Annotated in this window: 12 protein-coding genes; 5 read left to right on the top strand and 7 right to left on the bottom strand. The window is 55.4% G+C overall.

What is annotated here, in order from left to right; genetic code table 11:
- Positions 1–101 precede the first annotated feature (101 nt).
- Entirely contained in the window at positions 102–491 is a 390-nt protein-coding gene (panM, locus tag AAHF05_RS01400; protein ID WP_049007744.1) for an aspartate 1-decarboxylase autocleavage activator PanM, read from the top strand.
- 217 nt (positions 492–708) lie between these two features.
- Here panM and livJ read toward each other — a convergent pair whose 3' ends face one another.
- The 6 genes from livJ to ftsY all read right to left on the bottom strand — a co-directional run bounded on the left by livJ (position 709) and on the right by ftsY (position 7,694).
- Complete coding sequence (livJ, locus tag AAHF05_RS01395) at positions 709–1,809, bottom strand: branched chain amino acid ABC transporter substrate-binding protein LivJ (protein ID WP_152546598.1); 1,101 nt, start codon at positions 1,807–1,809, stop codon at positions 709–711.
- Positions 1,810–2,006: 197 nt separating this feature from the next.
- Complete coding sequence (locus tag AAHF05_RS01390) at positions 2,007–3,272, bottom strand: 4-aminobutyrate--2-oxoglutarate transaminase (RefSeq protein ID WP_129324860.1); 1,266 nt, start codon at positions 3,270–3,272, stop codon at positions 2,007–2,009.
- Between the two features lie 136 nt (positions 3,273–3,408).
- Entirely contained in the window at positions 3,409–4,266 is an 858-nt protein-coding gene (gene rpoH, locus AAHF05_RS01385; RefSeq protein ID WP_028017959.1) for an RNA polymerase sigma factor RpoH, read from the bottom strand.
- Positions 4,267–4,517: 251 nt separating this feature from the next.
- The gene (gene ftsX / locus AAHF05_RS01380; protein ID WP_028017960.1) at positions 4,518–5,573 is read right to left on the bottom strand and encodes a permease-like cell division protein FtsX; all 1,056 of its coding nucleotides are present in this window, start codon (positions 5,571–5,573) and stop codon (positions 4,518–4,520) included.
- Positions 5,566–6,231 carry a cell division ATP-binding protein FtsE gene (gene ftsE, locus AAHF05_RS01375; RefSeq protein WP_025758973.1) on the bottom strand — a complete coding sequence of 222 codons (666 nt, stop codon included), beginning with the start codon at positions 6,229–6,231 and terminating at the stop codon, positions 5,566–5,568. The genes ftsX and ftsE overlap by 8 nt, the downstream gene beginning before the upstream one ends.
- Before the next feature lie 2 nt (positions 6,232–6,233).
- Positions 6,234–7,694: a signal recognition particle-docking protein FtsY gene (gene ftsY / locus AAHF05_RS01370; RefSeq protein ID WP_129324859.1), complete on the bottom strand. Its 1,461-nt coding sequence runs from the start codon at positions 7,692–7,694 to the stop codon at positions 6,234–6,236.
- Positions 7,695–7,821: 127 nt separating this feature from the next.
- Between ftsY and rsmD the strand changes: the two genes are divergently transcribed.
- Together rsmD and AAHF05_RS01360 are read left to right on the top strand one after the other, a co-directional pair.
- Positions 7,822–8,424 (top strand): 16S rRNA (guanine(966)-N(2))-methyltransferase, encoded by a 603-nt coding sequence (gene rsmD / locus AAHF05_RS01365; protein WP_129324858.1) that lies wholly within the window; start codon positions 7,822–7,824, stop codon positions 8,422–8,424.
- On the top strand, positions 8,408–8,689 hold the full coding sequence (locus AAHF05_RS01360) for a DUF1145 family protein (RefSeq protein ID WP_028017963.1): 282 nt from the start codon (positions 8,408–8,410) through the stop codon (positions 8,687–8,689). The genes rsmD and AAHF05_RS01360 overlap by 17 nt, the downstream gene beginning before the upstream one ends.
- A 60-nt stretch (positions 8,690–8,749) precedes the next feature.
- Here the strand turns inward: AAHF05_RS01360 and AAHF05_RS01355 are convergent, their stop codons facing one another.
- Complete coding sequence (locus AAHF05_RS01355) at positions 8,750–9,106, bottom strand: DUF2500 domain-containing protein (RefSeq protein WP_129324857.1); 357 nt, start codon at positions 9,104–9,106, stop codon at positions 8,750–8,752.
- A 129-nt stretch (positions 9,107–9,235) separates the two neighbouring features.
- On the opposite strand from AAHF05_RS01355, the gene AAHF05_RS01350 reads away from it, so the two are divergent.
- Both AAHF05_RS01350 and zntA read left to right on the top strand, forming a co-directional pair.
- Positions 9,236–9,862 (top strand): lysoplasmalogenase, encoded by a 627-nt coding sequence (locus AAHF05_RS01350; RefSeq protein WP_028017965.1) that lies wholly within the window; start codon positions 9,236–9,238, stop codon positions 9,860–9,862.
- A 76-nt stretch (positions 9,863–9,938) separates the two neighbouring features.
- Complete coding sequence (gene zntA, locus AAHF05_RS01345) at positions 9,939–12,110, top strand: Zn(II)/Cd(II)/Pb(II) translocating P-type ATPase ZntA (RefSeq protein WP_129324856.1); 2,172 nt, start codon at positions 9,939–9,941, stop codon at positions 12,108–12,110.
- Positions 12,111–12,163 lie beyond the last annotated feature (53 nt).

The raw sequence follows: 12,163 nt of genomic DNA, 5'->3' as shown, positions 1-12,163 counted from the left end.
AAAAAACTAATCACCTGGTTAATGAGAATAAAAAGAGGAAGCCGCTGAGTGAATAAATTGAGTACACTGCCCCTACTCAATTTGATTTGGACAACAAGCTAATGAAACTGACAATCGTTCGTCTGGTGACCTTTAGCGACCAGGATCATATCGACCTGGGCAAGATCTGGCCGGAATATTCCCCTTCGTCACTGCGCGTTGACGAGACTCACCGCATTTATGCTGCGCGATTTAATGAACGTTTACTGGCTGCGGTTCGCGTGACTCTGAGCGGCACCGAAGGGGCGCTGGATTCACTGCGCGTGCGTGACGTAACCCGTCGTCGTGGTGTAGGGCAGTATTTGATTGAAGAAGTGATCCGCGAAAACCCGAGCGTGACCTCCTGGTGGATGGCCGACGTGGGCGTGGAAGACCGTGGCGTGATGGCGGCATTTATGCAGGCGTTAGGGTTTACGGCGCAGGAGAATGGGTGGGAGAAGCGCCAGAGATGATCTGTGCGGCCTGATGCCCTCACCCCGGCTCTCTCCCTGTGGGAGAGGGAGAAAACATTAAAAAAGGCAACTTACGTTGCCTTTTTGCGGTTTTTCCCAAGAATTTCGTGTTGCAGGAAGGCGGCAAGTTATGAAATCCCCGGGAGCTTACATAAGTAAGTGACCGGGGTTGAATAACGCAGCCAACGCACCTGCGGCGCGAAAGGCGACGGGAAAATTATTTGGCGTCTGTCGCCGTGCCATTCGCGTGCCAGTCAAACACGCCGAACTCGAAGCCCTTCAGGTCGCCCTTCTCATCCCAGGAAAGTGGCCCCATCACGGTCTCAACAGTATTCGCTTTCAGCCAGGTGGCAATCTCTGCCGGATCGGCTGATTGGTTCAGGCCCGCTTGCAGAGACTGCAGCGCAGCGTAGGTGGTCCACACGAACGCACCGCTTGGATCCTGTTTCTTCGCCTTGATGGCATCTACGATTGGTTTGTTCGCCGGAACCTGGTCGTAGTTCTTCGGTTTGGTCACCAGCAGGCCTTCAGCGGATTCACCCGCGATGTTAGACAGAGAGACGTTCGCCACGCCTTCCGGGCCCATGAACTGGGTTTTCAGGCCTGCAGCACGCGCCTGGCGCAGGATCTGACCCATTTCCGGGTGGTAGCCACCGTAGTAAACGAAATCAATATTCTCTTTCTTCAGACGCGCCACCAGGGTCGAGAAGTCTTTCTCACCGGCAGTAATACCGTCAAAGAACACCACGTCGGCATTCGCTTTCTTGAGGTTGTCCTGGACGGAACGCGCCAGACCTTCACCGTACTGCTGCTTGTCATGAACGATGGCAATGCGCTTCGGCTTCACTTTTTCAACGATGTATTTCGCTGCGGTTGGGCCCTGGTCAGAGTCCAGGCCGGTGGTGCGCAGGGTCAACTTGTAGCCGCGCGAGGTCAGCTCTGGTGCCGTCGCTGCCGGGGTGATCATCAGAATGCCTTCGTCTTCGTAGATGTCAGACGCTGGCTGAGTAGAGGAAGAGCACAGGTGACCGATAACGTATTTGATCCCGTCGTTCACCACTTTGTTCGCAACCGCGACCGCTTGTTTCGGGTCACAGGCATCATCATATTTTACGATCTGCAGTTTTTCGCCCTTAATACCGCCCTTGGCATTAATGTCTGCAACCGCCTGTTCTGCGCCAGTAAATTCCTGGTCACCATACTGTGCTACCGGACCGGACATCGCTCCTACGACAGCCACTTTAATATCTGCCTGTGCCATCGTGCTAAATGCCAACGCGATACATCCTGCCAGTAACGCTTTACCCTTCATGTTCATCCTGAGATTCCCCATTATTATGGTTATTACGATTATTGTGATGTTGTTGTGTAGCGCTTTATTTCAGTTATAGGTATGCCGCTCGCGCTTTTTCAGCATACTCTGCTAAAACATACCCCATTTTTATGATTTTGGAATAGCTAATTTGAAATGAATATATGATAAGCCCGGCAGAGATTTCCGCCGGGCATATGGCTTTAACGTGTCAGCGACGCGGAGATAATGTCCAGCGCTTTACGGAACTGCACTTCAGGGATAGTCAGCGGGTACAGGAAACGAATAACGTTGCCGTAGACGCCGCAGCTCAGAAGAAGTAGCCCTTCCTGCAACGCGCGTTCTTGTACCTGACGGGTGAATTCCGGCGACGGGAGCCCTGATTGCGGGTCGTTAAACTCCACCGCCACCATCGAGCCTTGCGCGCGAATGTCAGCGATATACGGGCAATGTTCCTTCGCTTTGCTCAGCACTTCCACCAGGTGATGACCAAGGTGCGCCGAGCGCGTGCAGAGATCCTCTTCATCAATCACGTCCAGCACGGCATGCGCCGCCGCAATCGCCAGCGGGTTACCGGCGTAGGTGCCGCCCAGCCCGCCCGGCGCGGGTGCGTCCATCACCTCCGCACGGCCAGAAACCGCCGAGAGCGGCATCCCGCCCGCCAGGCTTTTCGCCATGGTGATCAGATCGGGCTTCACGCAGTGGTGTTCCATCGAAAACAGCTTGCCGGTACGGGCGAAGCCGCTTTGCACCTCGTCGGCAATCAGCAAAATGCCGTGGGTATCGCACAGGGCGCGCAGGGCCTGCATAAAATCAGCAGGCACAATGTTGAAACCACCTTCCCCCTGAACCGGCTCAAGAATAATGGCCGCGACCTGGTCGGGTGCGATATCCGCTTTAAAGATGCGTTCCAGGCTTTTTAACGCCTCTGCCGTGCTGACGCCGTGCAATTCATTTGGATATTGCGCGTGGTAAATCGAGCCGGGGAACGGGCCAAAACCCAGTTTGTAGGGTGCCACTTTCCCCGTTAAAGCCATCGTCATAAAGGTGCGGCCGTGGAATGCACCACCGAAGGTGATAAGGCCAGGACGCCTGGTATACGCGCGGGCAATTTTTACGGCGTTTTCGACAGCCTCAGCCCCCGTGGAGAAGAACGCCGTTTTCGCCGGGCCCTCAATGGGCACGCGTTCGTTGAGACGTTCGGCAAGCGCCACGTAGCCTTCGTACGGCACAATCTGGTAGGCCGTGTGGGTAAAGGCATGGAGTTGCTTTTCGATGGCGGCAATGACTTTGGGGTGGCGATGGCCGGTATTCAGTACCGCGATCCCCGCAGCGAAGTCGATGTACTCATTACCCTCCACGTCCCACACCGTGGCGTTTTCAGCTTTATCGGCATAAAAATTACACATCACGCCGATGCCGCGCGGCGTCGCCTGTAAACGCCGGTCGTTCAGTTCGTTATTTTTCACCCTGTCCCCCTGAGAAAGTCGCCTGCTTAGCGCATCAGTAAGTGTTTGCCAGGGGGAGGGAATTCGCCAGAGCGGGCGCTAAAAAAACAAAACCCCCGAATTTGCATTCGAGGGTTCTCGGTGTACTTCGCTTATCTTACGCTTCGATAGCGGCGCGAAGTTTTTTCATGGCGTTCTTCTCAAGCTGACGAACACGTTCAGCGGAAACACCGTAGCGGTCAGCCAGTTCCTGCAGTGTGGACTTGTTGTCTTCGTCCAGCCAGCGGGCGCGGATAATATCCTGGCTACGTTCGTCGAGGCCTTCCATCGCATGGGTCAGCTTGTTCGCGGCCTGATCTTCCCAGTTATCCTCTTCAATGCCGTCAGCAAAGTTAGAGGTTTTATCCTGCAGATACAGTACCGGTGCCATCGGCTGGCTGTCGGATGCGTCGTCGTCGGAGGACATATCAAAGGTCATGTCCTGCGCGGCCATACGGGATTCCATCTCACGCACATCTTTGCTGGATACGCCCAGCTCGCGCGCCACCATTTCAACTTCATCCTGATTGAACCAGCCCAGACGCTGCTTGGTTTTACGCAGGTTGAAGAACAGTTTGCGTTGCGCTTTTGTCGTGGCGACTTTCACAATACGCCAGTTACGCAGAACGTATTCGTGAATCTCTGCTTTGATCCAGTGCACGGCGAAGGAGACCAGTCGCACACCCACTTCCGGGTTGAAGCGACGCACAGCCTTCATCAGACCGATGTTACCTTCCTGAATCAAGTCCGCCTGCGGCAGGCCGTAGCCCGCATAATTACGAGCAACGTGAACAACAAAGCGCAGGTGAGACAGGATCAGCGTCTTAGCTGCTTCCAGATCGCCCTGGTAATGCAGCTTTTCAGCAAGCTCCTTTTCTTCCTCGGCCGTTAACATCGGCCAGGTGTTCGCAGCCCGGATGTAAGACTCCAGGTTACCAACAGGGGCTAAAGCTAAAGTTTGCATTTCTTTGGTCATTCATTCCTCTCAATGTTTCTTCTGGTCCAGGTTATCCCCATCAGGCAACAACCATGCCAAAGCGTTTGAGCAACGAGATTAGCATTCACTCTTGTATCAGACAGTGATTTTATCCACAAGTTCCAGGTGCAACGGTGAATAAATTACGCACAAAATGTGACATGAAGATGATAACAGGGGAAGAGACAACAGGGACACTTTCCCTGCAGAGCGAACATCTCGGTGCAGGGAAAGATTATATCACGCTTTTATTAATCGGGAGTAAAGTGACGTAAATGTTGAACGGTTGCCAGCCAGGCTGCCACCCACCCAATCATCGAACACACCAGCAGCAGCAACAGGCACTCATCGAACCCTAAGCCGCTGATATCAAACTTCGTTCCGAAAACCTGCGCCACTTCTGTGACCGCCGACGACAGACGCATCACCAAAATTTCTGACAATATCAGTGAAAGAAATGCGCCGGAAAAACCGAGCAGTGCGCCGCCATAGAGGAACGGACGCAGGATGAAACCATCCGTCGCACCAATCAGTTTCTGCACGTTGATGGTATCGCGACGGGCGAAGATGCTCAGGCGCACGCTGTTACCGATGACGAGGAAGACCGCCGCCACCATCAGCACGCCAATCATCGCCGCCACGCGGCCTACCAGCCCCGTCAGGGCAGAGAGACGCGCAAACCAGCTATCATCCATGCGCACTTCATCAATGCCCTTAATGCGCGTGATGCGATCGCGCAGGGTGTTAAGCGAATCGGTCCCCTGGAAATCCAGCTTCGGGATCACCACCGCCACGGCAGGCAGCGGGTTCTCTTCAAGCATGTCCAGCGCGCCGCCAAAGCCTGACCAGTTGCGGAACTCGCCCAGCGCGTCTTCACGCGAGAGATAGTTAACCTTCTCCACACCCTGCTCGGCCTGAATTTGCCCGACCACCTGCGCTGCGGCGTTATCGTCGAGCGCTTTATCCAGATAGACCGTGATCTGCGGGGACGGATAGTATTGTGAGGCCGCCTGGTTGACGTTTTTATAGACCATATAGCAGACGCTTGGCAGCGTCAGGGAGATGGCAATCACCATCACCGTCAGGAACGTCGCCAGCGGTTTGCTTTTCAGGTCCTGCAGCGCGCCGTGGAACGCGTAGCGCACCTGCTCGTTAAACACGTTGGTTTTGCGGGAGGCAGGCTTTGGCGCGGCTTTCTGGCGCTTTGGCGCATTACGATTGCCATCACCACCGCCCTGCGACTTACGGAAACGATCAAACCGGTTCCCGAACTGTCGAATCTGGTTTATTGCATCACGCTTATTCACCATGGCCTCCGTGCAAATGACCGTCGCTCAGGGTTAGCATGCGGTACGAACGACGGGAAATAAGCCCGATATCGTGCGTCGCCATCAAAACCGTCACCCCTACGCGGTTAAATTCCTCAAACAGACGCAAAATCCCTTCTGACAGGGCGTCGTCCAGGTTACCGGTCGGTTCATCCGCCAGCAGCACCGCAGGCTTGTTCACCACCGCACGGGCAATGCCCACGCGCTGCTGTTCACCGCCGGAGAGCTGGATCGGGAAGTTCTTCGCTTTGTCCAGCAGCCCGACCTTATCCAGCGCCGCAGAGACGCGACGGCGGATATCATCATAGCTGGCACCGGCAATAATCAGCGGAATCGCCACGTTATCGAAAACGGTGCGATCCATCAGCAGGTGGTGGTCCTGGAAAATCATACCGATCTGACGACGCAGAAACGGCACTTCGCGATTTTTCAGGCGGCTTATCTCATGACCGCCGAAAAAGATTTTCCCGGCACTTGGCCGTTCGATCCCACAGATAAGCTTGAGCAGGGTACTTTTCCCCGCGCCGGAATGGCCGGTCAGGAATGCCATCTCGCCCGGTTGCAGGTGGAATGTCACCCCCTGCAACGCTTGTCTCCCACCGAGATAGGCCTTGCTGACGTGTTCAAAGCGAATCATTGTTAGTCCTCTCGGGCAAATAGTGCCTCAATAAAGTCGTCCGCCTTAAACGGACGTAAATCTTCAATACGCTCGCCCACACCGATGTAACGGATAGGAATGCTGAACTGATCGGCCACGGAGAAGATCACCCCGCCTTTGGCGGTGCCGTCCAGCTTGGTCAGCGTGATCCCCGTCAGTCCTACCGCTTCATGGAACAGTTTTGCCTGACTAATGGCATTCTGTCCGGTGCTGGCATCAATGGTCAGCATAATTTCATGCGGTGCTTCTTCGTCCAGTTTTTTCATCACCCGGACGATTTTCTTCAACTCTTCCATCAGGTGCGATTTGTTCTGCAAACGCCCTGCGGTATCGGCAATCAGTACATCCACGTTGCGCGCCTTCGCCGCCTGGATGGCGTCAAAGATAACGGATGCGGAATCCGCGCCGGTATGCTGGGCAATCACCGGGATGTTATTGCGCTGTCCCCAGACCTGCAGCTGCTCAACCGCTGCTGCACGGAAGGTATCACCTGCCGCCAGCATCACCGATTTACCCTGCTGTTCGAACTGGCGCGCCAGCTTGCCGATGGTGGTGGTTTTACCCACGCCGTTCACGCCAACCATCAGAATAACAAATGGCGTTTTGCCTTCAATATTAAGCGGTTCGTCAACTTTTGCGAGAATTTCACCCATCTCGTCTTTCAGCAGACCGTACAGCGCTTCGGCGTCGCGCAGCTGTTTGCGGCTCGCCCCTTCAGTCAGGTTGGTGATGATCTTACGGGTGGTTTCCACACCGACGTCGGCGATCAGCAGCTGCTCTTCCAGCTCTTCAAACAGATCGTCGTCGATCTTCTTGCCGCGGAAAAGACTGATAAATCCGGAACCTAAGTTTTCTTTGGTTTTAAGCAGGCTGCGTTTCAGGCGGGCGAAGAAACCTTCTTTGGTCGGTTTTTCCTGTTCCTGAACGATCTCCTCTTCGGCCTGCTCTTCCACTGGCACCACGATAACCGCTTCTTCAGCCGCTTCTGCTGCCAGCGCCTGTGCTTCCAGCTCTTCGTCGGTCAGTTCAGGTTCGTTTTCGGCTTCTTCTTCCACCGCCTCAACAATTTCAACGGTTTCCGCTTCGGCCTGCCACTCTTCGGCAGAAACGGCTTCGGTTTTCACCTCTTCCAGCAGCGGCAGTTCTTCGTGTTCGATGACGGCCTGCGGCGCTTCGGGAATCTCTTCGGCGACAACCGGTTCTGGCTTCTCGCTTTCCTGAACCTGTTCAGTGACCTCAACCACCTCTTCAGCGAAAGATTCAATCTCTTCTTTGCTGTGTGCCGTCTCTTCCGCTTCGACAACCGCGGCGGTTTCTACAGGCGTTTCAGGCTGCGACTGCTCTTCAACGGCATGTTGCTCTTCGGTTTTCTGTTCTGTTTCTTGCTCTTTTTCACCGAAGCCCAGCCAGGAAAAGAAGCCACGTTTTTTTTGTTTTGCCATCTGCGACTACACTCCTCGCGGCGCTATATACATGGAAGCTAAAAAAATGATGAAATAGTCTAACACTTTACTTAATTGACATCACCGCCCGCAATCGCAGGCCAATTGTTAACAGAGCTTTCCTGAGATGAAGAAACCCAACCGCGCCCCGGCCGGTCAAATTCGTATTATCGGCGGTCAGTGGCGAGGCCGGAAACTACCGGTGCCGGACAGCCCCGGTTTACGCCCTACTACCGACCGCGTACGCGAGACGCTGTTTAACTGGCTGGCCCCGTCAATGGTAGACGCCCACTGTCTCGACTGTTTCGCCGGAAGCGGCGCACTCGGACTGGAAGCGCTGTCACGCTATGCCGCCAGCGCCACGCTGCTGGAGATGGAACGCGGCGTGTCGCAGACGCTGCAGCAAAATCTGGCGACGCTAAAGGCAACCAACGCTAAAGTCGTGAACACCAACACGCTGAGTTTCCTCGCGCAGAAAGGTACGCCACATAACGTGGTGTTTGTCGACCCACCGTTCCGTAAGGGACTGCTGGAAGAGACGTTATCCCTGCTGGAGCAAAACGGCTGGCTGGCAGATGACGCATTAATTTACGTGGAAAGTGAAGTGGAAAACGGTTTACCACCAGTTCCCGCCCACTGGGATCTGCACCGTGAAAAAGTGGCAGGTCAGGTCGCTTATCGTCTGTATCACCGTCAGGCTCAAGGAGAATCCGATGCCGGTACTGATTAATCTGGGACGTTTGTTGATGCTGGGCGTCTGGGCGTTTTTAATTCTCAACCTGGTGCACCCGTTCCCGCGCCCGATGAATATTTTTGTTAACGTCGCGCTGGTTTTCACATCGTTTATGCACGCCCTGCAGATGGTAATGCTGAAAAATGGTCTGCCAAAAGATGGCCCGCAGATGACCGGCTGGCAGCAGTTGCGCGTCTTTGTTTTCGGCGTGTTTGAACTGCTGGTGTGGATGAAGAAATTTAAGGCGCAGGTGAAGAAGTAAGGTGCGGCCTGATGCTCTCACCCTAACCCTCTCCCACAGGGAGAGGGAACCGATCGAGCATTATTCAGGTGTAAAACCTTCGAATCGGGACGCTTTATAACTCAGCGTCCCTTTCTCCCCCACCGTCAACTGATGGTACTGCTGCGCCTCCAGGCGGAAGGTCATCTCCAGCCCGCCGGTTTCCGGCTTAAAGCTCGCTTCATAGCGCATTGTCGTGCCTGCTGGCGTCACCTGCTGCTGGCGTGAGCGGCGGTCGTTAAGCGTTTTTTCGCGTTTGTTCGTCACTACCACGCGCTTTTGCAGCAGCGGTGCAGCATCGTTATCCGCCTTTTCGCGGCGCTGCTGTACGAAACGGAACGAGGCGGCAATGACGATAATCGCCACCACGATAATGAAAAACAGCGGCATCTTGCTCATTCTAAAATCCCATCAGATTATGCGGAATTCAGGATACCCTGCCTTCCCTGCCATTGCCAAACGCCCGTCCGCATCACTACACTGGATCAGAAACTGATTATTCAGCCTTAACAGATACAGGGAGTTAATATGCTTTGGTCATTTATCGCTGTCTGTTTTTCCGCATGGCTTTATGTCGATGCGTCGTACCGCGGTCCCACCTGGCAGCGCTGGTTGTTTAAACCGGTCACGCTGTTGCTCCTGCTGCTGCTGGCCTGGCAAGCGCCGATGTTTAACGCCGTAAGCTATCTGGTCCTCGCCGGGCTGTGTGCTTCCCTGATTGGCGATGCCTTAACCCTGCTGCCACGTCAGCGTCTGCTGTATGCCGTGGGGGCATTTTTCCTGTCGCATCTGCTGTATACCATCTATTTTGCCAGCCAGATGACGCTGTCATTCTTCTGGCCGCTGCCGCTGGTACTGCTGGTGATTGGCGCACTGCTTATCGCGGTGATCTGGTCGCGTCTGGAAGAGATGCGTTTGCCGGTCTGTACGTTTATCGCCATGACGCTGGTGATGGTATGGCTGGCAGGCGAACTCTGGTTCTTCCGTCCAACGGCGCCGGCGATGTCGGCGTTCTTCGGTGCAGCACTGTTGTTACTCGGGAATATCGTGTGGCTGGGCAGCCACTATCGCCGTCGTTTCCGGGCGGATAACGCGATTGCCGCCGCCTGCTACTTTGCCGGACACTTCCTGATCGTACGCTCGCTGTATATTTAAATAAGCCTTGACTCTGGAGTCGACTCCAGAGTGTATGCTGCGGTTAATGAGAAAATTATCATTGCCGGAGACTGCCATGTCGACTCCAGAAACACCAAAAAAAGCCCCTCAATTCTCAGCATTTAAGCTCAGTCCGGTTCCGCCGAAGGACGACTGCTGCTGCGATGGTGCGTGCGAAACACAAACCGAAATACTCCCTGAAAACGGCAACCGCTACAGTTGGGTCGTCAACGGTATGGACTGCGCCGCCTGCGCCCGTAAAGTTGAAAACGCGGTAAAACAGGTGCCGGGCGTGAGTCATGTACAGGTTCTGTTTGCCACTGAAAAGCTGCTGGTCAGCGCGGATAACGACGTTATCCAACAGGTTGAAGCTGCCGTAAGTCAGGCGGGTTACAGTCTGCGTAGCGAAAATGCACCTGCAGAAAAAACCTCTTCCCTGCGAGAAAATCTACCGCTTATTACCCTCATCATCATGATGGCCCTGAGCTGGGGACTGGAACAGATTAACCATCCGTTCGGCAATCTGGCATTCATCGCCACCACGCTGGTTGGGCTGTTCCCGATTGCTCGTCAGGCATTGCGGCTGATGAAAAGCGGAAGCTGGTTTGCCATCGAAACGCTGATGAGCGTGGCCGCTATTGGCGCGCTGTTTATTGGTGCGACAGCAGAAGCGGCAATGGTGCTGCTGCTGTTCTTAATCGGTGAACGTCTTGAGGGCTGGGCCGCCAGCCGCGCGCGTAAAGGAGTCAGCGCGCTAATGGCGCTGAAACCTGAAACCGCCACACGCGTGATCAACGGCAACCGGGAAATCGTCGCCATCAACACACTGCGCCCGGGCGATGTGATTGAAGTCGCCGCAGGCGGGCGTCTGCCTGCAGACGGTGAGTTGCTCACCGCAACAGCAAGCTTCGACGAAAGCGCCCTCACCGGAGAATCCATTCCGGTTGAACGCACAACCGGTGAAAAAGTGCCTGCGGGTGCCACCAGTGTTGATCGTCTGGTACAACTGACAGTGCTTTCCGAACCCGGTGACAGCGCCATCGACCGTATCCTGAAGCTGATTGAAGAAGCCGGAGAGCGTCGCGCGCCAGTTGAGCGGTTTATCGATCGCTTCAGCAGGATTTACACCCCCGCCATCATGCTGGTTGCCCTGCTGGTCACTGTCGTTCCACCCCTGTTTTTCGGCGCACCGTGGGAAGGCTGGATTTATAAAGGTCTGACGCTGCTGTTGATTGGCTGTCCGTGTGCGCTGGTGATCTCCACCCCGGCGGCCATCACGTCAGGACTGGCGGCGGCGGCACGTCGAGGGGCGCTGATCAAAGGCGGAGCCGCCCTGGAACAGCTAAGCCAGGTTCAGCACATTGCCTTCGATAAAACCGGTACGCTGACCGTAGGTAAGCCGCAGGTGACCGGTGTTTATCCGCAGGAAATCAGTGAAAACGAACTGCTGACATTGGCCGCTGCCGTAGAGCAAGGTTCAACCCACCCGCTGGCGCAGGCGATTGTGCGTGAAGCGAAGGCGCGTGAACTCACCATCCCTGCGGCAACTTCCCAGCGGGCACTGATGGGCTCAGGCATTGAGGCCGTCGTCGACGGCAAAAAGGTGCTGATTGTCGCGGCTGGCAAGTCTTCTACTCCAGAGGTTGAGGCGTTAGAACAGGCTGGGCAAACGGTCGTAGTCGTCATGCAGGACGGCGTGGCGAAAGGAATGCTGGCATTGCGCGATACCCTGCGTGATGACGCAAAAGAAGCCGTGGCGGCGTTACATCAACTGGGGGTACAGGGCGTTATTCTTACAGGCGATAACCCTCGTGCGGCGGCAACAATTGCCGGTGAACTGGGGCTGGAATTTAAAGCCGGATTGTTGCCTGCAGATAAGGTCAGCGCAGTCACAGAGTTGAACGCTCATGCCCCGCTGGCGATGGTTGGTGACGGGATTAACGATGCCCCGGCGATGAAAGCGTCCACCATTGGTATTGCGATGGGCAGCGGTACCGACGTGGCGCTGGAAACGGCCGACGCGGCGCTGACCCACAACCGCCTGACCGGGCTGGCGCAGATGATCGGGCTGGCACGTGCGACGCGTGCCAATATCCGTCAGAACATTGGCATCGCGCTGGGGCTGAAAGGGATATTCCTGGTGACGACCCTGCTCGGCATGACTGGGCTGTGGCTGGCGGTGCTGGCGGATACCGGGGCAACGGTGCTGGTGACGGCGAACGCGCTTCGGCTGCTACGTCGCCGGTAAAAAAAGCCCGGTGGCGCTAACGCTTACCGGGCCTACATGTTCTGCTAACTCGT

The sequence above is a fragment of the Enterobacter adelaidei genome (genome assembly GCF_041937165.1).
Taxonomy (GTDB): domain Bacteria; phylum Pseudomonadota; class Gammaproteobacteria; order Enterobacterales; family Enterobacteriaceae; genus Enterobacter; species Enterobacter adelaidei.
This window is presented reverse-complemented; position numbering and strand designations above follow the sequence as displayed.